The organism is Hymenobacter oligotrophus, assembly GCF_003574965.1.
GTDB lineage: Bacteria > Bacteroidota > Bacteroidia > Cytophagales > Hymenobacteraceae > Solirubrum > Solirubrum oligotrophum.
In genome coordinates, this window is record NZ_CP032317.1 from 2,568,306 (window position 1) to 2,587,015 (window position 18,710).

Here is an 18,710-nt window from a genome sequence, read left to right on the forward strand (position 1 = left end):
AGGGAGCAGGGGTTCCGGACCCGGTAGCCGGAAGTGACCAAAGGTACAAAAGCATAGTTAATTTCCGATGTATTAGATGTGCAAGATGTTCAGCGCTATAGCTATTTTTCTCCTAAAAATTGTGCTATAAAAAAGATACGTATCAGCAGTGCTTTCGGTAGTAGAAACACACCCTGAGGAGAAACGTTGCAAAACCGAGCAAATATGACTGTGCCTAGGTAGCACCACAATTGCGGAGGCTTGCGAAGTGCCCATTAGGGCAGTGCAATGTTACAAAACCTAGGCGATAGACAAACACCGCAACGCAATTAATCGCCACAGCGGCCGTTGCCTAGGATTTTGCCGGCACTGGGTTGACTTGGTACTATGCAAAACTGAACCGTTGCCACCACAGCAGGGCCACCAGCAAACCGTATCCGGCACATATGCCGAGTTCTATCATATTTCCAAGGGATGAGCCGGTGGAGATGAGCGGCAGCTTGAGCGCCTTGTCGGAAAGCGGCAGCAGGTAGCGCACGCCCGATTTGGTGAGCGTATCGGCCAGCAGATGCGACATGTACCCCGCCCCGGCGTAGGCAGCTACGCCGTGCCAGCCTAGGTCGCGGTTGGCGAGGTAGCCGATGTAGGTCCAGAGCGCGGCCGCCCAGATGGTGTGCGTCCAGGAACGGTGCGAGGTAAAGGGCGCCGTGGCCACAAACGCGCCGAGCAAGCTCAGCCACAAAAACTGCCAGTACAGGCCGGCCAGCACCGTGCCTACCCCCGTGAACAGCAAAGCCAGCTTGCGCGCCGACTGGTTTTGCATGGCCATACCGATCAGGAACATCGACATGGCCGCCGTAAAGCCCATGCGCCGCTCGGGGCCAATGGGCAGGTTGAAGTGCGTGTACAAACCCAGCAACACGCCCGCCGCCGCAAAAGCCCAGCGCACGTAGTTTTGGGCAAAACCCAGGCGCTTGCTCAGGCGCGAGCCGGGGTGGTCGAGGTCGGGGGCCAGGGCCGAAAAACCCGCCAGCGCAACTCCGGGCAGCGAAAGGCGCATATCGGGCACCACGGCGGCAATTCCGGCTCCGGTTATTAGGCCAATAGCTAAATGAGAAGATCCGCGCACTAGTGATTGAGAGTTGCTAAGTGGATATACGAAAGTACGGCAGCTGCGCGCGAAAAGGCCAAAATCATTGGCTTAAACAGCCTTTGCGATATCTGAACTTGGCAATATTCTGGGCCAACGCTGGCTTTTGGCCCTTGGCGCGGGGCTGCGGGTAGCTGCGCGCGCGGGCGCGCGGCAGCTCATCGGAAACTTTCGGCGCGCCTAGGTGGTATTGCCTACCGTGTGCCCGGCCGAAATTCCATTCGGTCGGGCTTCTACCTTTGCCGCCGCTCCAAGCCGATACCCCGTGCAAGCTTCCGAATTCCTCCGCCTTTACACGCTCGACACCGACATCCAGGCCCTGGCCATGCGCCTTGCGCCTGCCACTGGCGCCGCTGCGCTGCGCTTTCATTTGCGCGGCCTGGTGGGCAGCCAGGATGCCACGGTAGCCGCCGCCCTGCACCTCGACCGCCCCGACGAGCACCTTGTGTTTGTGCTGCACGACCGCGACGAGGCCACTTTCTTCGCCTCCGACCTGCAGCACCTCGTGGGCGACCGGGAGGAGGTGCTCATCTTCCCGAGCTCCTACAAGCGCGCCTACGCCCTCGACGAAACCGAAAACGCCAACGTGCTCATGCGCGCCGAGGTGCTGAACCGCCTTAGCGGCAAATCGGGCGAGAAGGGTAAAAAAGCTGACGAAAAGCCCAAAGCCGCTGCCCCGGACAAAGCCGACGACGATAAGCCACCCAAAGGTGCCCTCATCGTAACGTACCCCGAGGCGCTGAGCGAGAAGGTTATCAACCGGCAAAGCCTGGTACAGAACACCTTCAGCACCAAGGTAGGCGACCGGCTCGACGTGAGCTTCCTAGGTGAGCTGCTGGCTGAGTACGACTTTGAGCGCACCGACTTTGTGTACGAGGCCGGCCAGTACGCCGTGCGCGGCGGCATCGTGGATGTGTTCAGCTACGCTAACGAGCTGCCCTACCGCATCGAGCTCTTTGGGGATGAAATCGACTCGATTCGCACGTTCAACCCGGAGTCGCAGCTGTCGGTGGAGCGCAAGGAGCAAATCAGCATTGTGCCGAACGTGCAGACGAAGCTGCTGCAGGAAAAGCGCGAGTCGTTTCTGGAGTTTTTGCCGGTTAACTCGGCCATTTGGCTGAAGGACGTACGCCAGCTGTTCGATGTAGTGGGCGAGCAGTTCGAGCGGGCCGAGCAAAACTTTAAGCAGCTGCTGGAGGAAGCCGGCGGGCAGCAGATTGTGTCGTCGCCAGAGGCTTTGTTCGAAACTACCAAGGCGCTGAAGAAAAGCCTGGAGCGGTTTCCGGTGCTGGAATTCGGCAAACGCTTTTACTACAAAGAGGCCGAGCAGGTGCAGTTCACGAGCAAGCCGCAGCCCTCGTTCAACAAGGACTTCAACCGCCTTGTGAAGAACCTGCACGAAAACCAGGGGCGCGATTTGGTGAACATTATTGCCGCCGACTCGATGCGGCAGATCGACCGGCTGCGCACCATCTTCGACGAGCTCGACCACGACGTGCGCTTTCAGCACCTGGCCCTAGGTCTGCGCGAGGGTTTCGTGGACGAGGACCGCAAGCTGGTGGTGTACACCGACCACCAGCTGTTTGAGCGCTACTACCGCGCCCAGGAGAAGCGCAAGTTCTCGAAGAAGAAAGCCCTGACGCTGAAAGAGCTGCGCAACCTGAGCCCCGGCGACTACGTGGTGCACCAAGACCACGGCATTGCTCGTTTCGTGGGCCTCACGCAGGTAGAAATCAACGGCCACTTGCAGGAAGCCATCCGACTGGTGTACCGCGACGACGACGTGCTGACGGTGAGCATTCACGCCTTGCACAAGATTGCCAAGTACTCGGGGGCCGAGGGCACGCCGCCCACCATGAGCAAGCTGGGCTCGCCGGAGTGGGAAAACAAGAAAAAGGCCGTTAAGAAGAAGGTTAAGGACATTGCCGCCGACCTCATTCGGCTGTACGCCAAGCGCAAAACCGCGCCGGGCTACGCCTTCAGCAAAGACGGCTTTTTGCAGGCCGAGCTGGAGTCGTCGTTTATCTACGAGGACACGCCCGACCAGGCCAAGTCGACGGAGGACGTGAAGAACGACATGGAGCAGCCGCACCCCATGGACCGCCTCGTGTGCGGCGACGTGGGCTTCGGCAAAACCGAAGTGGCCATACGCGCCGCCTTTAAGGCCGTGTGCGACGGCAAGCAAGTGGCCGTGCTGGTGCCCACCACCATCCTGGCCATGCAGCACTTCAAAACCTTCCGCGACCGGCTGGCCGAGTTCCCCGTGACGGTCGACTACATCAACCGCTTCAAAACCACCAAGCAGGTAAAGGAAACCCTGGGTAAGGTGGCCGAGGGCAAAACCGATATCCTCATCGGCACGCACCGCCTCACCAACAAGGACATCCAGTTCAAGGACCTAGGGCTGCTGGTGATTGACGAGGAGCAGAAGTTTGGCGTGAAAACCAAGGACAAGCTGAAGGAGCTGAAAGTGAACGTGGATACCCTCACGCTCACGGCCACGCCCATTCCGCGCACCTTGCACTTCTCGCTTATGGGCGCCCGCGACTTGTCGGTAATCAGCACGCCGCCGCCCAACCGCCAGCCGGTACAAACCGAGCTGGCCGTGTTCGACGAGCTGTTGGTGCGCGACGCCATTTCGCGCGAGCTAAAGCGCGGCGGGCAGGTGTTTTATGTGCACAACCGCGTGAAGGACATTGAGGAGCAGGCCGCCATGATTTTGCGCCTGGTGCCCGATGCCCGCATTACCTACATACACGGGCAAATGGAGGGCGAGATGCTGGAAAAGCGCATGATGAAGTTTGTGGAGGGCGAGTACGACGTGCTGGTATCCACCAACCTCATCGAGTCGGGCCTGGATATTCCGAACGCCAACACCATCATCATCAACCGGGCGCACATGCACGGCCTCTCCGACCTGCACCAGATGCGCGGGCGCGTGGGCCGCTCCAACAAAAAGGCCTACTGCTACCTGCTTACGCCGCCGGTGGCCGGCCTGCCCGCCGATGCCCGCAAGCGCCTGAGCACCCTCGAGGAGTTTTCCGACCTAGGGGCCGGCTTTAACGTGGCCATGCGCGACCTCGACATTCGCGGCGCCGGCAACCTGCTGGGCGGCGAGCAGTCGGGCTTCATCAACGACCTAGGCTACGAAACCTATCACCAGATACTCGACGAGGCCGTGCAGGAGCTGAAGGAAACGGAGTTCCGCGACCTGTTTTTGGGCGACACCACCGGCCGCCTCAAAGAAGCCGCCGATTTTGCCCGCCCCAAGGAGTGCAGCATCGAAACGGACCTGCAAATCCTCATCCCTGATACCTACGTGAGCAACGTATCGGAGCGCCTGCGGCTGTACTCGAAGCTCGACCGCGCCAAGGAGCCCGAGGAGCTGCGCCGCCTGCTGGTGAGCATGGAAGACCGCTTCGGGCCGCTGCCGCCCGAGGTAGAGCAGCTGGCCGACATTGTGCGCCTGCGCTGGCAGGGCTCGCGCGTGGGCTTCGAGAAGGTATCCTTGAAGAAAGGCACCCTGAAAGGCTACCTGCGCGCCGGCGAAGGCTCGGAGGCGTACTTCCAGGGCGAGCAGTTCGGGCAGATTCTGAACTACGTGCAGACGCACCCCCGCTCCTCGCGCATGAAGGAGCGCAAAGACCAACTCATCATCAGCATCGACGACGTGCGCGACGTGCTGCACGCCCGCGAGCTAATGAACGAGCTAAGCGCGGAATCGATGCCGCCGGTAGTGGCTGCGGCTTCGGTGTCGGATGATGAGGATGACGTGTAGGCAGTATCATTTAATAAAGCACTCTAAGATTTAATTAAGCAGGAATTAACAACACAAAGTCGCATAAAAGAAACAAGCCCACTTTTGGCGGGCTTGTTTCTTTTATGCGACTTTCATCATTCCATTTCCACCCTGACTATGTATTCTATGCCTAATATCATCTACTAATAAACCTATATGATTTTCTATCTCATCAATACTCATATCCAAATCATTCAAATGCGCTCTTATCATTGAACTTATTAAAACTGGTACCTCTATCGGTATATCTATTGGCTCTTTCTTTCTGTAACCTAGACGACTAATTTGTTGAAACAATGACCGGTAGCGCTCATCACTGATTATTTTTAGCTTATAAGCTCTCATCACCAAAAATTGAATAGAGACTTTCCAATATCTTTTTAGATCCGCATAGCCAGATAAGGAAGTTTTTTCATTGACCATAATTTGGAACTCTTTTGCAGGCACTAAAAACTCTCCTGCAAATCGATAAGCCTCGTCTTCAACATCCTCTAAAGCCGTTGGATTAAAAGCATTGTGCATAATCCAGTGCCCAAATTCATGAGCAAGAGTTGCACGCTGACGGTCACCTGACATAGTTTTATTGATGTATATTACAGGAAGAGCGTCAGGATCCGGCACTACCATACCATCAAGCTTATCTATATTATAATCTGTGGTAACAATAAGTACCCCAGCACGCTCAATTGTGGAAACCAAGTTTTTAATTGGTCCCGTAGGTACGGACAATTTGTTACGCACAATACGAGCAATGTGTTCCGGCGAATCATAATCCACCGGATTCATTGGCTCCAACTTCTGGTTCAGGTCTAAAGATTTTAATAGCTGCTTTATTCGAAATCGTTCAATATGTACCTGACTATCTATTATATCTATTTCCGGATTCCGAGCCGCAGCTCTTTTCCGGTAATAGATAATATTAGGCGTTAAAACAGAAACATCTTTAGCGAAAAAACTTTTAGGATAGCGCAGGACGTTCGCAATTTTTTCTAATAAATCTTCTTTAATCGACAAATCATCTCTTTCTAATTTACATAATGTAGCAGGCGTAATTCCTATTTCACTAGCTAAATCTTTCTGGCTAATTCCCCGCGAACGACGGGCTATCATTAAAGCATCGCCGTTAAATACCGGCTTGTTTGTCATTGGGCTTTTTCCTTGCGGCTGGTTTGACGGTAAACGGATTTTCTTCAGGAAGCTCTTCTGGAGAGCTAAACAGTGTCGGGGTAATGACTCCTGCTAAATCTTCTGTCATATTGAAGAACCAAGGCTCATCGCCTAAGGCCACAGCCCAGACGTTATCTATGCCAGCGCCAATAGCATCATTCACATACCCTACGTCTATGCAAGTGAGACGCTGTGCCTCAATACCCGGTATCTCCATGATAAATTGACCTTCACGCCATTTGCGAACTTGCTTAGTAAGGATGTTAACGGACTTACGCTTCTTAGTTAATTTTTTAAAGCGCAGCGCTACTTTGTCGCCTACAACCATTAACATCATCCTCTGCACCTCCTTAAACTGAATGCGAGGATTTCCACTTAGCTCCTGTTTGGCGCGGTACACGACGTAGTCACGAATCATACTTGAGCGAGTTGCCCTAGTTAGTTCGTGTGCATACTCGCTGTTGCGCAAATCAAATTGATTATGTCCCTCATGTATGCAAGAGTATACAATCGGCAGAACGTCTTTGATGTACTCCAGGGTTTCAGCTTGAGATAGTGGAGTTGTTGTCATAGGTGAATGGTGTTTGGTTGTAGACAATGAACGCAGCAAACATACAATAATCCTTACAAAAATTTCCAAAAAAATTTCCTTTGAACATAAAATACTGTAGTTCAATATTTTAATTTAACTAATAAGATTAGCTCATCTACTGAAATTAGCATATAAACGTATGTGTTCAGAGCAAATGAGTTTCTTATTGAGCTCAACCAACACACGGAGTTAGTCTTGCGAGCGAATGCTTTCTAGGCACTATGCGGCGCGAGCTTGTAGGTCGTGTCCAAGTTGGAGGGAAGCTACGCCTCTTTGCTGCGTAGCGGCAATCCTGTTCCGCAACGAGTAAGCCTCATCAACGCACAACGCGCCTGTAGGCAGCATTGAAAGAGCACTGATACTAATTCAATGCCTTTCCGATTCATTCCGCCTCGTTTTTGCTTAGACTGCGCTCCTTGCCGAATGGCACCCTCCCGACACAACAAAGACAATGAAAAAAGTAACCGGCATTGGCGGCATCTTCTTCAAGTGCCAAGACCCCGCCCAAGTGCGCGAGTGGTACAAAACGCACCTAGGGCTCGATACCAACCCCTACGGGGCCAGCTTTGCGTGGCGGGATGATGCCGACCCCACGAAACAAGGCTCGACGCAATGGAGCCCCTTCGCCGAGACGAGCACCTATTTTGAGCCCTCGGCCAAGGAGTTCATGATCAACTACCGCGTCGAGAACCTGGAGGCCCTGGTAGCGCAGCTCCGCACCGAAGGCGTAACCATCCTCGACGAAATTGAGGCTTCGGAGTACGGCAAGTTCGTGCACATCCTCGACCCGGAAGGCAACAAGATTGAGCTGTGGGAGCCTGCCGATGATGCCGGGTAAGCTAGGCGCGGCCTAGGTGAATGCGGTGTGGGAGTGTGCCAGGAGGCCAGCGCCAGCAGGATGGCAAGCGCCGCTGTAGCAACAAACAACGAGCCCGACACGCAAGCCCTGCCCTGGAATGCACCCCCACGCCAAGGCCCGCCTTGGTCGGGCGGGCCTGGGCGCTGTGACGACCTAGCGAATAGAAAAGCTTACCGGCACCTCTAACTCTGCGGCAACCGGCTGCCCATCAACCTGCGCCGGAAACCAGCCATCCGTAATCATCTGAATTACACGCAGCGACTCTTCGTCGCAGCCGCCCCCGATGCCTTTGGCTACCCGGAAGCCGGACGCCTTGCCATCGGCATCAACCGTGAAGGCCACGCGCACCTCGCCCTGAATATTGCTGCGCAGCGCCTGGGCGGGGTACCGCACATTCATGCCAATGGTTCTGAAAACGGCATCCCAACCGCCGATGTAAGTGGGCTTGCTATCGAGCGTTGCGCCGGCGCCCAGGGATTTGGCGGTGACTTTTTCGGCCCACGGGTTGGGCTTATCGAGCAGCAACTGTCGTTTGGTGTAGTCGAAACGCTGGACCAACTCGCCTTTGTAATCGTAGGCTTGCCACTCCCCTACTTTTTCGTTGTTGCGGTACTTGCCGCGGGCGCGCACTTTGCTGCCGCCCCAGTGGTACTCCGTCCAGATGCTGTCGCGCACGCCGTTGCGGTAATAGCCCCGCTCGGCCAGTTGCCCCGACTGGCCTTCGTACCGGGCATAAGGCCCGTGCTTCACCTTCGGGTCGGTTTTCAGGGCGCTGTATTGCTCTTTGGAGTTGCCCCGATGCTCGGTCACTTTCTTGGTCTGCTGACCATAGCCGGTTACGGAAATGCTGATGAGACCTAGGCAGATGAGATATTTCATTGGGAGGTAGCGTGTATATCCCACAAACATAGGAACTGAGCGGCAGCATCAACGATGCGGGGCAACCTCGGCATTATCCTTTTCGGCGGTTGGGCCGTTGGGTTTTGTACTGCTCTGGTAGCAGCACGTGTAACCCATCAAACCCAGCCCGATACCCTATGGATCAGCCCATTTCGCGCCGCCAGCATGCCATCCCGGAGTTCACCATGATTCCGTCTATCGCCGCCGCGCCGGCCGCGTTCGGTTTCACCCACGACAAAACTGCCTCTACGCTGTGCTACGTGCTTAGCGGCACGGCCTTGCTCTCGGCTTTGTTTACCCGCGCCGAATGGGGCGCCGTGAAGGTGATTCCCTACAAAACCCACCTTGCGCTCGATGCCGTAAGCGGCCTGACGGCCCTGGCTGCGCCGTGGCTGTTTGGCTTCGCCAAGAACACCCGCGCCCGCAACGCTTTCCTGGCCATGGGCGCCATTGCCAGCATCGTAACGGCGTTGTCGCGGCCCGAGGAAATGCCTAAGTACCGCACGCGCTAAGGTTTGCGGCTAGTGCTTCGTTGCCCGATGTAGCGCGGGCTTTAGTCCGCGTTTGTCAGCACGATTGGTACCAGGTACAATACCGCAACGGCTCGGGGCAGGTGCTCCGAGCCGTTGTTGGTTTTTCCATCTGCGGACCGCAACCGAAGGTTGGCGTAGCCAAGTCCGCGCTACAGCATTCCGCTCGTTCTAGCAAACGCGGACTGAAGTCCGCGCTACACCGCGCAACGACGCGGTAGAGATGCTTCGGCTGGGCTCAGCATGACGTTCATAGTGGGTGCCGTTGCTATTTGCCTTTCTGCTCGCGGCGTTGCTTGTTTTCGGCTTTGATGCGGGCTTTTACGCCATCGGCTACGCCGCGGCCTTCGACTTCGGGCTGATGCAACGAGCCGGCGTTGGCTGGGGCAGGCGGCGCGGTTTTGATTTGGTAGCGGTGCGCAATGTTGGCCGATAGCCGCTCGGTGAAGTGCGGCAGCAGGCGGTGCGAGGTAACGGCGCCGCGGGCTTTCCAGCCCACCGGCAGCTCTTGCCGCGGCCGCACCGAGGAGCGCACCATGGCATTTACTACTTTGGTAGGTGGGTCCATGGCGGCCATGCGGGGCGTGCCGCCGCTGTAATTGGCGGCGTGCGTCCAGAACGGGGTATCCACGGCCCACGGCTCAATGGTAACCACCTCAATGTTCCGGAAGCCGCTTAGGCGCAGCTCTTGGTTAAGGGCCTGGTCGAAGTTTTTGATGGCACCTTTGGTAGCGGCGTACACGGCGTGGTAGGCCAGGGGCACGTGGCTTTCGACGGAGCCCAGGTTCATGAGCACGCCGGCGCCTTGCTTCTTGAAGATTTGCATGGCGGCATGGCTGCCGTACACAATGCCTTTCAGGTTCACGTCGATCATGCGGGAGTAGTCGGCAACGGGTATTTCCCAGAAGCGGCCAATACCACCCACGCCGGCGTCGTTTACCCACACATCCACGCGGCCAAACTGCTGCACGGCGGCATCGGCGAGGCGCTGCACTTGGTCGGGCTGGCTGATGTCGGTGGTTACCACCAGGGCTTGGCCCCCACCGGCACGCACTTTGGCGGCTACTTCTTCGAGCAGCTCGGTGCGGCGGGCAGCCAGCACTACGTTGGCCTTAAGGGCGCCCAGCTGCTCGGCCATGCCGCGGCCAAAGCCGCTCGAGGCGCCCACAATCACGTAGGTTTTGCCTTGTACTTTCTTCTGCACCGCGGTGCCGGGCTTGGAGGTGGCGCAGCTGCTAAGCAAGCCAATCAAGAGCACAAGCAGCGCCAAGGGAATGGGTAACGGTAGGCGTTTGTGTTTCATAGCTAGAATAGTGGATTGGGCACGGTGTGGCATTTCGGCCTACGGCTTGCCGCCGGGGCTGGATATGCTTCAGGTTGGGCCGGGTGCGGTGTAGCGCGGGCTCGGTGGCACGGTACTGCTCGGGTGGTTTTTCCCTATCGTTATCGTTCGCGCAAACGCGGGCCAAGCCTGCGCTACACCGCGCGGCACCATGCGGGCAAAGCATAGGCCTGGCTAGCTAGGCCGAACGCAAGGGCAAGCCGGGCCGTATGCATCAGCTCGTCATCAACACCCATAGCTATGAAACTTGCTTTTGCATTTGCCGCTGCCCTGCTGCTGGGCGCTACTGCCGCCTCGGCCCAAACTTCGTCGCAGGGCACGCCTACCGTAAACGGCACCACCAGCCCGCAGTCGGCGCCGCCGGCGCAGGCGCCCGGCTCGCTGGGCACGCTGCCCGCCCAAAACACCCAACCCGCCGCCGACCGCGAAACCACCACCGCTGCCTCGGGCCAAGGCCAAACCAGCGGCCGCAACAAGGAAATGAAGAAGGCGCGCAAAAAGCAAAAGCAGAAAGCCGCCACCACTACCTCGGGCAGCACCTACTAGCGCCCGGCTCGCCTATTGCCCACGGGGCCGCCCTGCACCTGGCAGGGCGGCCCCGTGCTTTTTTCACCTAGAGCTACGTGAGCGAGCCACGCTCACATCATCATGTGAAAACACCTGATTAGCAGGCACTCTACATTTGCCAACACGCTCGCCCCGCACCGTTGCCTATGAAACTCCTGCTGCTTTTCTGCTGCCTGCTGCCTACCCTGCTGCTGGCCCAACACCGCCTCGATTACGCCGTGCACTACTCGCCCAACCTAGGCACCGAGGGTTTGCGGGTGCAGTTGAGCGTGCGCACGCCCAAGGCCACCGACTCTACCTATTTCCACTTCGCCAACGAGGTATGGGGCGAGAAAAACCTGCTGGCTTGCCTAGGTGGCTTTGCGGGCGAAAACGCGCAGTACCGCTTTCGGGTGGTGCCCGATAGCAACCGCATTGTGGTGTACCACCCGCGCACCCGTTCGGTGAGCTTCTCGTACCGCGTAAAGCAGGATGCGGCTGAGTACCCACGCGACGCCTTCAACCGGCCGCGCGTAACCGATACGTACTTCCACGTGCTGGGCGAGTCGCTGTTTGCCATGCCCGAGTTTATCACCAATGCGCCCACCGAGCCGAGCATTACGGCTAGCATCCGGTGGGTGGGCTTCCCAGCGGGCTACGTGCTGCACAACACGTTTGCCTCGCAGGTAGCGCAGCAAACCTTCCGGGGCAAGCTCTGGACACAGTTTTACCGCTCGCTCTACGTGGGCGGCGACTACCGCCTGCAGCAGTTTAGCTACCGCAACAAGCCCGTGTACCTGGCCGTGCGCGGGCAATGGCACAACTACGACGAGGCCCGCGTGCTCAGCAACCTGCAGCAGGTGCTCAGCACCCAGCGCGAGTTCTGGAACGATGCCGGCCCAGCTCTCTACACCGTGTTCATGAGCCCCACCATTAGCACCGCCGATACTACTTGGCACGGGCAGAGCATGCGCGGCGAGAGTTTGCACCAGGGCTTTAAGCTGCAGTCGTCGAACAACCCGTTCAACAACTGGGATGTGCTCAGCTACATGTTCAACCACGAGATGATGCACGACTGGCTGGGCGGGCAAATCGGCGCCGCGCACGAGGAGCTGAACTATTGGTTTACGGAAGGCTTTACCGACTACTACGCCTACAAAAACCGCCTGCGCAACGGCTCCCTCTCGCTGGAAGACTGGGTGAAGAGCTTCAACAGCCGCATAATCAAGTCGCTGTACAACAACCCCGAGCGCAACCAACCCAACTACGTCCTCAAGGATAACTTCTGGAAGTCGCGCAGCTTCGAAACGCTGGCTTACCGCCGCGGCGCCGTGTTTGCCTTCTGGCTCGACAACCAAATTCTGAAGAAAACCAACTACACCCGCTCGCTCGACGACCTGATGCGCGAGATGCTACAAGCCTGTCGCCAGCCCGGCCAGCAGTTTACCGACGAGCGGTTCCTGGCCATGGTGCAGGAGTACCTGCACCAGGACATCAGCGCGTTTTTTCAGAAGCACATTTTGGTAGGCGCCGATTTGCCCCTCGCTACCGCCGATTTGATCGAAGGCTTTGCGGTGGAAACCGTGCAGGGCATGCCGGTACTGAAAACCACCGGCGCCAGCAATGCCGTGCGCGAGCGGTACCTCAACAACAAGCCCGCCGCTAAATCGGTAGCGCAGAAGTAAGCCTTTCGCAGTGGGGTTTTAACGCTGCTTTTCGGAGCAGCCTAGCAAAGTTGCAGCACGATTTTGCGGCGAAGCTCGGGCGGTGTATTGTTGCAACGTCGGCACTGTTAACCGCTGATTTATACCGCATGCACCTACCTCTACCCTGCCGTCTTTCAGCCCTAGGTTTGCTGCCGCTTGCGCTGCTTGTGCAGGCCCAAAATCCGGCCGCCTACAAAGTCGGCGACGCAGTCCAGATTCAGTGGAAAAGCTCGTGGTACCCAGGCAGGGTTCTGGAGGCGAAAAACGGCTCCTACAAAATTCACTACGATGGCTACGCCGCCAGCTGGGATGAATGGGTTACCCCAGCCCGCCTGAAAGCAGCGTCGGCTGCGGCACCAACTCCCAAACCTACACCTGCTGCGCCCTCGGCTAAGCCACTGCCCGCCACCAAAACTTCGGCGGCCGGCAAGGATGGTCCGCCAGTAGGCAAATACTTGTGCTACACCACCGCAGCCAACATGCTGGTGGGCAGCATGTGGATAATGCCCGCCGGCCAATACAAAATACTAGAGGCCGGGCCCGTAGGCACCTACCGTTTCGATGCCCGTACGCGCGAGCTTACCTGGGCCAGCGGCTCGAACCTGCGCCTGAAGCGCCGCGGCTGGTATGCAGGCCCTACCGATAAAGACGACATACGCAGCCAAAGCAACCAAAACCGGCACACCATTCTGTACCTGGAGGAAGGCGCCACCGGCTCGCCCTACGACAACCAGCGCGAAGGCGAAGCCAACTTCATTCGCTGCTACTGCCAAGATCAGTAACCTACCTAGGCGCAACTACCGGATCTATGATTTAGCCTTCACCTGCAACACCTCCACTGCCATGTTTAAAGCCCTGCACGCCGATGGCATTACGCTGCACCTCATCAACGAGGACAACCTGGCGGAGGTGTTTGGCTTGTTTCAGGGCCGCCCCGATTCGCAGCCGATGCTCGAGGAATTGTTCCGCAACTACCTGCCCCGGTACGAGGGCGGCCAGCGCACCAACTTCGGCTTTTACTCCATGCTCGGCGCGGAGCTGGCCGGCATGACGCTGCTTTCGGTGGACAGCTGGGAAGAACGCGCGGGCTCTACCGGCGCCGATGTGTTTGAGCACATGCGCGGCCGCGGCGTTACGCCGCGCAGCAAGCCGCACTTGTTTTACCTGGCCTTCGAGCTGCTGGGCCTGAACCGCGTAGCCACCGGCTGCCGCGTGTCGAACTTGTCGTCGAAGCGCTCCATCGAGAAAACGGCGGGCTTTCAGTTCGAGGGTGTCATGCGCGAATCGGGCCTGAACGACCTAGGCGAGTTCGAGGACGAGCTGCTCTACGCCATTTTGCGCCGCGATTGGCTGCAGCTCTACGATGCCCGCCAGGTGCAGGTGCTGTATTAAACCGCAGCCACGGCCCGCTCGCGGTTGTACTTGTCGCGGTACTCTTTCGGCGACAACCCGGTGATGCGCCGGAACGTGTCGCGGAAGGCTTTGGGGTCGGTGTAGCCTACTTGGTACATCACCTCGTTCACGGTATCGCGCGACGACTCCAAGCTGTTTTTGGCCGCTTCAATCTTTACGCGCTGAATGTACTCGACCACCGAGTTGGCGGTGGCCTTCTTGAAGCGGCGCTCGAGGTTGCGCCTACCTAGGGCCAGCATGTCGGCCAGCTGATCGACGGTAATCTTCTCCTGGTAGTTGTCCTCGATGTAGGTCTGCAGCTTCTTGATGGGCTCGTCGCCGTGCTCTTTCTGGCCTTTGAAGATGATAAAGGCCGATTGGCTGACGCGTTCAATGTCAATCTGAAACACCTTGGCGCAGGTTACGGCAATGTCGCGGCCGGCGTATTTTTCGATCAGGTACAGCACCAGATTGAGGTACGAGAAAGCCCCACCGCTCGAGTAAATGCCGTGCTCGTCGGTGATGAGCTTGTCCTCCACCAATTGCACATCGGGGAACATGGCCCGGAAGTAGCTGGCCGCCGCCCAATGCGTGGTGCACTGCCGCCCTTTGATAAGGCCCGTGGAGGCGAGCAAAAACGCTCCCACGCACAGGCTGGCCACCTCGGCGCCGCGCTTGTACTGGCCGATGATCCACGGAATAAAGTCGCGGTTATCGTCGAGCGCCTGCCTTAGGTCGCCATCGATGGCGGGGATAACCACCAAATCGGTGCGCTCCACGTCGGAGGTAAGCAAATCGGTGTGCACTTGGTACAGGCCGCCGCACACGGGCGTGTCGTGCACGAGGCCTACCAGCTGAATCTGAAACAACGGCGGCTTGCCCATGCGCTGCATCAGGGCGTTTACCTCCGAGAACACCAGCCGTGGCCCTTCGATGCTTCCTAGAATGGCCCCTTTAGGAACCAGGATGGTAATGTGTTTCATGGTGCCAAGCTACCATTCTGGGGTGTCGCAATCAACCCCGCAGATGGTCGCATTTACACCCCCTAGGTGGTCGGCGTTGCTAATACTTTTGGGATGTCCATCAGGCATATACCAAACCCTTTTATCCAAGCCCAGCCATGAAAGCCAAAACCACAACCGCCCTTTACTACGCCACCACCCTGCTCTTTTCGGCCTTCATGCTGATGGCTGGCATCATGGAGCTGATGCAAGGCCCCGAGGGCCGCGAAATTATGCGCCACCTGGGCTACCCCGAGCACGTGCTGCTGGTGCTGGGCGCCGGCAAAGCCCTAGGTGCGCTGGCCTTGGTGCAAACCCGTTACCGCATCCTTAAGGAGTGGGCCTATGCCGGCTTCACCTTCAACTTGCTCGGGGCCTGCGCAGCTCGTACCGCCGCCCACGACAGCCCTGCGCTTATCGTATCGCCGCTGCTGTTTCTGGGCTTTATGGGCCTGAGCTACTTGCTCTGGAAAAAGCGCCAGCAGTTGCGCACCGCCCCCGCAGCCAATGCGCCCGTGGCTACGCAGCTGGCCGTGGCCTAGGTTCTTTTCTAATAGTTTAGCACTCTACTCAGTCATTACCTCCCCACCATGAGAAAAGTAGTTGTATCGGAGTTTCTGACCCTCGACGGCGTAATGGAAGAACCCCGCTGGACGCTCGAGTACTTCGGCGAGGAAGAAGGCCAGTTTAAGCTGCACGAAATGATGACTGCCGACGACCTCCTGCTTGGCCGCGTTACCTACGAGGGCTTTGCTGCCGCCTGGCCCAGCCGCACCGACGAAGACGGCTACGCCGAGCGCATCAATACCATGCCCAAGCACCTAGTAACCACCACGCTTACCGAAGGCCCCTGGCAGAACACGCACATCGTTGCTGCCGATAACCTAGCGGAGTACGTTACGCGCCTGAAGCAGCAGCCCGGCCAGGATATTTTGGTGTTCGGCAGCGGCCAACTGGTGCAAACCCTGATGCAACACAACCTCGTGGACGAATTCCGCCTGATGGTGTTTCCGCTGGTGGTAGGCAAAGGCCAGCGCCTGTTTCAGGAAGGCAGCACCGCCAACCTAAAGCTGGTCAGCTCAAAAGCGCACCCCTCAGGCGTAACCGTGCTCACCTACGCCCCGGCTCCGAAGAAGGAAGAAGCTAACCAAGATTAAAGCTACCAGCTAGCGCTAGTTCCACTCCTCAGATGAATTCCGCGCATCGAGCGGCGTGGGCTAGGGGTGGTTGGATAGCCGTTGTTTACGCTGTCATCCTGAGGCGTTAGCCGAAGGACCTTCTCACGCCAGGTTGTATTTACTATCTCTCGTGATAAGGTCCTTCGGCTAACGCCTCAGGATGACAGACGGGTTTAGCTTTAATTCTAGCCTTTCAACCACCCCTAGCCCACGCCGCTCCAGGCGCGGAATTCATCTGAGGAGTGGAACTAGCTGGTAACCCGTTAACAACATTGGTGCACTACAGCCGGACAACGAAGCGGGAGAAATGCTTGGCTACGCCGACCTACGGTTCGGCAAGCTCAGCAGGACGGTCTTCTAAAATTGTCGGTGCCATGTCTAATTCCCAGGTCGGCTACTCAGCCAAAAACTCCTGTAGCGCCGCTTTGAACTGCTCTATTTCTTCGGCGGTGTTGTACGGCGCCAGGCCAATGCGCACCCAGCCGCCCTGCGGGCCTACTTCCAGCTTATCGGCCAAAGTGGAGGCGTAGAAGTGCCCATCGGCAATGCACATGTGGTGGCGCTTGGCAAACCAAGCGGCTACTTCGCGGGAGTTGCGGCCTTCGATGGTAAATGCCAGCGTAGGCGTTTTGCGCGTGCCAGCCGGCGCGCGGTACAAGCGCACCTGCGGCACCGACAGCAAAAAGCGTTCGAGCTCCTGGGCCAGTTCCTGCTCGTAGGCATCAATGGCCTCGAGGCCCGCGCGCAGCCGCTCCTTGCGGGTGCTGCCCTCACCTAGGGCCTGCACAAACTCCAGCGCGCCGATAAGCCCGGCAATGCCTTCGTGGTTTTGGGTGCCGGTTTCGAGCTTGTGCGGAATGTCGGTGGGCGCGGGTGCCAGCTTATACACCGCCAGCTTCTCGAACAGCTCGGCCGAAACAACCGCCACGCCTAGGTGCGGCCCAAAAAACTTGTAGGCCGAGCACAGCAGCACATCGGCACCTAGGGTCCGAAAGTCGATGGGCAAGTGCGGCACGGCGTGCACGGCATCGACCACTGTGAGGGCGCCAACCTCCTTGGCGCGGGCAATGATGCGCTCTACGGGCGTAACCGTGCCCGTCACGTTCGACGACATGCCCACGGCTACCAGCTTGGTACGTTCGTTTACCAGGGTGCCTAGGTCGTCGAGCTCCAGGGTATAGGTTTCGGGGCTGACGGGGATAAACCGCACCACGGCGCCGCGGTCTTTGGCCAGCGTCACCCACGGGTCGACGTTGGCGCGGTGGTCAAGCTCGGTTACCAACACTTCGTCGCCGGGGTTGATGAAGCCGGCCAGGCCGCGCGCAATGGCAAAGGCCAGTGAGGTCATGTTCTGACCAAAGGCCACCTCTTGTGGTTCGCAGTTCAGCAAATCGGCTACGGCTTGGCGGCCTTCGTCGAGCAGGGCATCGGTGCCTACGCTTGTCGGGAAAGTGCCGTGCAGGTTGGCCATGCCGCCCGTGATGTAGGCCACCATGGCATCAAGGGCCTGCCGCGACATTTGCGTGCCACCGGGCCCATCGAAGAAGATGTAGGGCGGACGGATGGCATTGGGCTGCAGGGCCGGAAAGTGCGAACGAATGCTGAGGATGGATGCGTGGGTCATGCGTAGGATTGCGTCAGCTGCTGTTGTTCGAGCTGCGTGAGGGCGTGAAGTAAATCGAGGGTGACGCGGCCGGGCTGGCCGCTGCCAATTACGTGGTCGTCGAGCTGCACTACGGGCATTACCAGCTTGGTGGTGCTCGTCAGGAACGCCTCTTTGGCCTGGCGCACGTCGTGCAGGGTTACGGGGCCTTCCTCAATGCGGTACGGCCGCCCCGACAGACCTAGGATGTTGCGCCGCGTAATGCCGCCGAGCACGTTGGCGGCGGGCGTAACCACGGTATCGTCGGGCCGCACGATGAAGAAGTTGGCGCGCGGAAACTCCGTTACCGAACCTTGCTGATGGTACAGCACCTCGTCGGCACCTAGGGCTTGCAGCCGCTTCAGCAGCCGAATACCCATGCTGTAGTTGATGGTTTTGGCTGCCGGAAACTCGCGCACGTACTCGTGGCTGATGATCCGCAGCCCACGCGCCAACTGCTCGGGCGTGGGCAGCGCGATGGGCTGCTGCGTGATGATGAGGTTGGCCTGGGCGGGCGGCTCGTAGCCGCTGCTGGAGTACCCACCCGTGAGCAGCAGCTTGATGCCCGACAGCGGCAGGTTGTTGCGGCCGATGAGCTGCCGCAGTACCGCCTCCAGTTCGGGCCGCGGCAGCGGCACGGCTAGCTCCATCAGCTCAGCCGATTGGTAGAAACGGTCGAGGTAATAGTCGAGAAACAGCGGGTGGCCGTCTTGCACCTTCAGGAAATCGAAGATGCCGTAGCCGCGCTGAATGGCTAGGTCGCTGACGTGCAAAAAGGCCTGATCGAGCGGCACAAAATCGCCGCGCAGGTATGCGTAGGGAGCCGGGTTCATGGGCGAGGTAGCAAGCGCCGGAAGTTACGGCCGTTCGGCCGAACCCCGTAGCGAAACCAGTGGCATTTGCTACCTTGGGCGGGCCCCTTGCCAC

At 58.2% G+C, this 18,710-nt stretch carries 17 protein-coding genes; 9 read left to right on the forward strand and 8 right to left on the reverse strand.

The features are described 5' to 3' along the window. Positions 1 to 364 precede the first annotated feature (364 nt). Positions 365 to 1,108: a metal-dependent hydrolase gene (locus D3Y59_RS10960; protein ID WP_119445086.1), complete on the reverse strand. Its 744-nt coding sequence runs from the start codon at positions 1,106 to 1,108 to the stop codon at positions 365 to 367. 286 nt (positions 1,109 to 1,394) lie between these two features. Between D3Y59_RS10960 and mfd the strand changes: the two genes are divergently transcribed. After that, positions 1,395 to 4,907, forward strand: a complete 3,513-nt coding sequence (gene mfd / locus D3Y59_RS10965) for a transcription-repair coupling factor (protein WP_119445087.1) — start codon at positions 1,395 to 1,397, stop codon at positions 4,905 to 4,907. A gap of 102 nt (positions 4,908 to 5,009) precedes the next feature. Here mfd and D3Y59_RS10970 read toward each other — a convergent pair whose 3' ends face one another. After that, positions 5,010 to 6,074 (reverse strand): helix-turn-helix domain-containing protein, encoded by a 1,065-nt coding sequence (locus D3Y59_RS10970; RefSeq protein ID WP_119445088.1) that lies wholly within the window; start codon positions 6,072 to 6,074, stop codon positions 5,010 to 5,012. Continuing rightward, a complete protein-coding gene (locus D3Y59_RS10975; protein WP_119445089.1) occupies positions 6,052 to 6,666 on the reverse strand; it encodes a hypothetical protein in 615 nt (204 codons plus the stop codon). Before D3Y59_RS10975 ends, D3Y59_RS10970 begins: the two co-directional genes overlap by 23 nt. A gap of 472 nt (positions 6,667 to 7,138) precedes the next feature. Here D3Y59_RS10975 and D3Y59_RS10980 point away from each other — a divergent pair, with 472 nt between their 5' ends. Next, positions 7,139 to 7,525 carry a VOC family protein gene (locus tag D3Y59_RS10980; protein WP_119445090.1) on the forward strand — a complete coding sequence of 129 codons (387 nt, stop codon included), beginning with the start codon at positions 7,139 to 7,141 and terminating at the stop codon, positions 7,523 to 7,525. Positions 7,526 to 7,699: 174 nt separating this feature from the next. Here D3Y59_RS10980 and D3Y59_RS10985 read toward each other — a convergent pair whose 3' ends face one another. Then, positions 7,700 to 8,425, reverse strand: a complete 726-nt coding sequence (locus D3Y59_RS10985; RefSeq protein ID WP_162910694.1) for an energy transducer TonB — start codon at positions 8,423 to 8,425, stop codon at positions 7,700 to 7,702. A gap of 158 nt (positions 8,426 to 8,583) precedes the next feature. Between D3Y59_RS10985 and D3Y59_RS10990 the strand changes: the two genes are divergently transcribed. Beyond that, positions 8,584 to 8,958, forward strand: coding sequence for an SPW repeat domain-containing protein (locus D3Y59_RS10990; protein ID WP_119445092.1), 375 nt, complete (start codon positions 8,584 to 8,586; stop codon positions 8,956 to 8,958). 286 nt (positions 8,959 to 9,244) lie between these two features. Here D3Y59_RS10990 and D3Y59_RS10995 read toward each other — a convergent pair whose 3' ends face one another. Beyond that, on the reverse strand, positions 9,245 to 10,279 hold the full coding sequence (locus D3Y59_RS10995; protein ID WP_119445093.1) for an SDR family NAD(P)-dependent oxidoreductase: 1,035 nt from the start codon (positions 10,277 to 10,279) through the stop codon (positions 9,245 to 9,247). 279 nt (positions 10,280 to 10,558) lie between these two features. On the opposite strand from D3Y59_RS10995, the gene D3Y59_RS11000 reads away from it, so the two are divergent. The 4 genes from D3Y59_RS11000 (at position 10,559) to D3Y59_RS11015 (ending at position 13,962) form a co-directional block, all read left to right on the forward strand. After that, on the forward strand, positions 10,559 to 10,864 hold the full coding sequence (locus tag D3Y59_RS11000; protein WP_119445094.1) for a hypothetical protein: 306 nt from the start codon (positions 10,559 to 10,561) through the stop codon (positions 10,862 to 10,864). A 167-nt stretch (positions 10,865 to 11,031) separates the two neighbouring features. After that, positions 11,032 to 12,549, forward strand: a complete 1,518-nt coding sequence (locus D3Y59_RS11005; RefSeq protein ID WP_205590824.1) for a M61 metallopeptidase family protein — start codon at positions 11,032 to 11,034, stop codon at positions 12,547 to 12,549. A 128-nt stretch (positions 12,550 to 12,677) separates the two neighbouring features. Beyond that, complete coding sequence (locus D3Y59_RS11010) at positions 12,678 to 13,352, forward strand: Tudor-knot domain-containing protein (protein WP_119445095.1); 675 nt, start codon at positions 12,678 to 12,680, stop codon at positions 13,350 to 13,352. 61 nt (positions 13,353 to 13,413) lie between these two features. Further along, positions 13,414 to 13,962 (forward strand): GNAT family N-acetyltransferase, encoded by a 549-nt coding sequence (locus D3Y59_RS11015; protein ID WP_119445096.1) that lies wholly within the window; start codon positions 13,414 to 13,416, stop codon positions 13,960 to 13,962. Here D3Y59_RS11015 and D3Y59_RS11020 read toward each other — a convergent pair. Beyond that, positions 13,959 to 14,945, reverse strand: a complete 987-nt coding sequence (locus D3Y59_RS11020; RefSeq protein WP_119445097.1) for a GlxA family transcriptional regulator — start codon at positions 14,943 to 14,945, stop codon at positions 13,959 to 13,961. The two genes, D3Y59_RS11015 and D3Y59_RS11020, sit on opposite strands and share 4 nt — an antisense overlap. Before the next feature lie 137 nt (positions 14,946 to 15,082). Here D3Y59_RS11020 and D3Y59_RS11025 point away from each other — a divergent pair, with 137 nt between their 5' ends. Together D3Y59_RS11025 and D3Y59_RS11030 are read left to right on the forward strand one after the other, a co-directional pair. After that, the gene (locus D3Y59_RS11025) at positions 15,083 to 15,505 is read left to right on the forward strand and encodes a DoxX family protein (RefSeq protein ID WP_119445098.1); all 423 of its coding nucleotides are present in this window, start codon (positions 15,083 to 15,085) and stop codon (positions 15,503 to 15,505) included. Between the two features lie 48 nt (positions 15,506 to 15,553). After that, positions 15,554 to 16,120 (forward strand): dihydrofolate reductase family protein, encoded by a 567-nt coding sequence (locus tag D3Y59_RS11030; RefSeq protein ID WP_119445099.1) that lies wholly within the window; start codon positions 15,554 to 15,556, stop codon positions 16,118 to 16,120. 415 nt (positions 16,121 to 16,535) lie between these two features. Here D3Y59_RS11030 and D3Y59_RS11035 read toward each other — a convergent pair whose 3' ends face one another. Together D3Y59_RS11035 and D3Y59_RS11040 are read right to left on the reverse strand one after the other, a co-directional pair. Then, positions 16,536 to 17,765 (reverse strand): cysteine desulfurase-like protein, encoded by a 1,230-nt coding sequence (locus tag D3Y59_RS11035; protein ID WP_119445100.1) that lies wholly within the window; start codon positions 17,763 to 17,765, stop codon positions 16,536 to 16,538. Next, positions 17,762 to 18,616 carry an aminotransferase class IV gene (locus D3Y59_RS11040; protein ID WP_119445101.1) on the reverse strand — a complete coding sequence of 285 codons (855 nt, stop codon included), beginning with the start codon at positions 18,614 to 18,616 and terminating at the stop codon, positions 17,762 to 17,764. The genes D3Y59_RS11035 and D3Y59_RS11040 overlap by 4 nt, the downstream gene beginning before the upstream one ends. Positions 18,617 to 18,710: the final 94 nt, after the last annotated feature.

What these genes read in the sequence shown, in the direction of transcription:
- D3Y59_RS10980 (WP_119445090.1), top strand. Translation starts at nt 7,139, where the DNA reads ATGAAAAAAGTAACCGGCATTGGCGGCATCTTCTTCAAGTGCCAAGAC.
- D3Y59_RS10985 (WP_162910694.1), bottom strand. Translation starts at nt 8,425, where the DNA reads ATGAAATATCTCATCTGCCTAGGTCTCATCAGCATTTCCGTAACCGGC.
- D3Y59_RS11010 (WP_119445095.1), top strand. Translation starts at nt 12,678, where the DNA reads ATGCACCTACCTCTACCCTGCCGTCTTTCAGCCCTAGGTTTGCTGCCG.
- D3Y59_RS11040 (WP_119445101.1), bottom strand. Translation starts at nt 18,616, where the DNA reads ATGAACCCGGCTCCCTACGCATACCTGCGCGGCGATTTTGTGCCGCTC.
- D3Y59_RS10975 (WP_119445089.1), bottom strand. Translation starts at nt 6,666, where the DNA reads ATGACAACAACTCCACTATCTCAAGCTGAAACCCTGGAGTACATCAAA.
- D3Y59_RS11000 (WP_119445094.1), top strand. Translation starts at nt 10,559, where the DNA reads ATGAAACTTGCTTTTGCATTTGCCGCTGCCCTGCTGCTGGGCGCTACT.
- D3Y59_RS11015 (WP_119445096.1), top strand. Translation starts at nt 13,414, where the DNA reads ATGTTTAAAGCCCTGCACGCCGATGGCATTACGCTGCACCTCATCAAC.
- D3Y59_RS11035 (WP_119445100.1), bottom strand. Translation starts at nt 17,765, where the DNA reads ATGACCCACGCATCCATCCTCAGCATTCGTTCGCACTTTCCGGCCCTG.
- D3Y59_RS10990 (WP_119445092.1), top strand. Translation starts at nt 8,584, where the DNA reads ATGGATCAGCCCATTTCGCGCCGCCAGCATGCCATCCCGGAGTTCACC.
- D3Y59_RS10995 (WP_119445093.1), bottom strand. Translation starts at nt 10,279, where the DNA reads ATGAAACACAAACGCCTACCGTTACCCATTCCCTTGGCGCTGCTTGTG.
- D3Y59_RS11025 (WP_119445098.1), top strand. Translation starts at nt 15,083, where the DNA reads ATGAAAGCCAAAACCACAACCGCCCTTTACTACGCCACCACCCTGCTC.
- D3Y59_RS10970 (WP_119445088.1), bottom strand. Translation starts at nt 6,074, where the DNA reads ATGACAAACAAGCCGGTATTTAACGGCGATGCTTTAATGATAGCCCGT.
- D3Y59_RS11030 (WP_119445099.1), top strand. Translation starts at nt 15,554, where the DNA reads ATGAGAAAAGTAGTTGTATCGGAGTTTCTGACCCTCGACGGCGTAATG.
- D3Y59_RS11005 (WP_205590824.1), top strand. Translation starts at nt 11,032, where the DNA reads ATGAAACTCCTGCTGCTTTTCTGCTGCCTGCTGCCTACCCTGCTGCTG.
- D3Y59_RS11020 (WP_119445097.1), bottom strand. Translation starts at nt 14,945, where the DNA reads ATGAAACACATTACCATCCTGGTTCCTAAAGGGGCCATTCTAGGAAGC.